Genomic DNA, 1,383 nt, shown 5'->3' with positions numbered 1-1,383 from the left:
TTTTGTACCAAGCGATGTACTACAAGAAGGATAATGCAAGGTTTTTGAACGTCCCAATCCTATTTTCTTGCACTAACATCGGACTTTAACAGGTCAAAAGCTTTATTTTAAAAGGGTTTTACCATTATTCAGCAAACCCTAGATATTGCCCAAAATCTCCCTGTAAAAGGGAGATTTTTTGATTATTAAGGATATTGCCCCCGTTAACAATATAATTCCTGAATCCACTGCCATTCTTGGGCTAATCCTTCGGCTAAAGAAACTTGGGGATTATAACCTAGAATAGTACGGGCTTTGGTGACATCGGCGGCGGTGTGACGGGCATCTCCCCGGGCCAATCCTTGATGCGATCGCTCGATCGGTTTACCAATGACTTTTTCCATAGTATCCAAGACATCCAACAAAACCACGCGACTACCACCACCAATATTAAACACCTCCCCCACCGCTTCCGGTACGACGGCAGCGGCTAAATTAGCGGCTACAGCATCGCTAATAAAGGTAAAATCGCGGGTTTGTTTGCCATCCCCGTAGATGCCGATGGCTTTATCTGCGATCGCTGATTGAAAAAACTTATGGAAAGCCATATCGGGACGTTGCCGCGGTCCATAAACGGTGAAATAACGTAAGGCAGTGACGGGAACGTTAAAATTCTGGTGATATAGCCAACAGAGTCTTTCTGCCGCTAATTTGGTGATGCCGTAGGGTGAAACTGGTTGGGGACAAAGGGTTTCGGGAGTCGGCATCGTTTCCGCATTGCCATACACCGAGGAAGTGGAAGCAAAAACCATCCGTTGTAAAGACGGGGTTTCCTTAGCGGCCTCAAGAATAATTTGAGTAGCATTTATATTCCTTTCGGTATATTGACGAAATCCATCACCCCAGCTTGCTCTGACTCCTGCTTGGGCTGCCTGATGGAATAATACTTCTACTCCTTGCAACAGTTGTCGCCAGTCAAGGGCTTGTATATCCGCTTCAATTAACTTAAATTCGGGATATTTGGCTAGAATATGGGCATTTTTGCGCTTTAAACTGGGGTCGTAATAATCGTTAAATTGATCGATCCCGATCACCTGATCTCCTTGTTCTAAAAGCTTTTCTGCCAAGTTAGAACCGATAAAACCCGCGACACCAGTAACAATATGAGTAGCCATTTAATCCTAGTCGTTGATATTTTGGATCGATTGTAATCATTTTTGCGCTTTTTGCCGCAATCAATCTCCGCCGTCCGCCGTCAGCTTTTAGGGGTCAAAATCAAGAGATTTATTGAAAATAGGCGAATTTTACCAGTTTTATCCCGATCATGGCTCTCGATCGATTCCCTTTTCCCCTCCACCATCAGCCCTCTATTTCCCATCTGATACTAAATCCGTTGAGTATAGG

Annotated in this window: 1 protein-coding gene; it reads right to left on the bottom strand. The window is 44.3% G+C overall.

Annotated elements, in window-relative coordinates; all coding sequences use genetic code 11:
* Nucleotides 1–203: 203 nt before the first annotated feature.
* Nucleotides 204–1,154 carry an NAD-dependent epimerase/dehydratase family protein gene (locus PX482_RS27380; RefSeq protein ID WP_002761306.1) on the bottom strand — a complete coding sequence of 317 codons (951 nt, stop codon included), beginning with the start codon at nt 1,152–1,154 and terminating at the stop codon, nt 204–206.
* Between the last annotated feature and the right edge of the window lie 229 nt (nt 1,155–1,383).

The organism is Microcystis sp. M53602_WE12 (assembly GCF_030065455.1).
GTDB lineage: Bacteria > Cyanobacteriota > Cyanobacteriia > Cyanobacteriales > Microcystaceae > Microcystis > Microcystis aeruginosa.
The sequence above is the reverse complement of the archived record's forward strand: the minus strand, read 5'-3'. Positions and strand labels throughout refer to the sequence as shown.